The organism is Mesorhizobium sp. M2E.F.Ca.ET.209.01.1.1 (assembly GCF_004010375.2).
Taxonomy (GTDB): Bacteria; Pseudomonadota; Alphaproteobacteria; order Rhizobiales; family Rhizobiaceae; genus Mesorhizobium.
In genome coordinates this window covers 1-279 of record NZ_SADP02001368.1, presented here as the reverse complement: position 1 = coordinate 279, position 279 = coordinate 1, and the positions used below count along the sequence as shown (strand labels likewise).

The following is a 279-nucleotide window of genomic DNA, read 5'->3' as shown; positions in this document are numbered from 1 at the left end:
GCCGCGCTGCGCGATTTCGTCATGCGCGGCCAGCGTCTGACGGCGAGGCTGGAAGCGTTCCGCAAGCCGGTGATCGCCGCCGTCAACGGCCTCGCCTTTGGCGGCGGCTGCGAGATCACGGAGGCGGTGCCGCTGGCCGTCGCCAGCGACCGCGCCTTGTTTGCCAAGCCGGAGATCAAGCTTGCCATGCCGCCGACTTTCGGCGGCACGCAGCGCCTGCCGCGGCTTGCCGGCCGCAAGCGCGCGCTGGAGCTGCTGTTGACCGGCGAGACATTTTCG

At 70.6% G+C, this 279-nt stretch carries 1 protein-coding gene; it reads left to right on the top strand.

The features are described 5' to 3' along the window. Positions 1-279, top strand: a 279-nt coding sequence (locus tag EN852_RS40435) for an enoyl-CoA hydratase-related protein (protein WP_189546697.1), incomplete at both ends; no start/stop codon positions are given.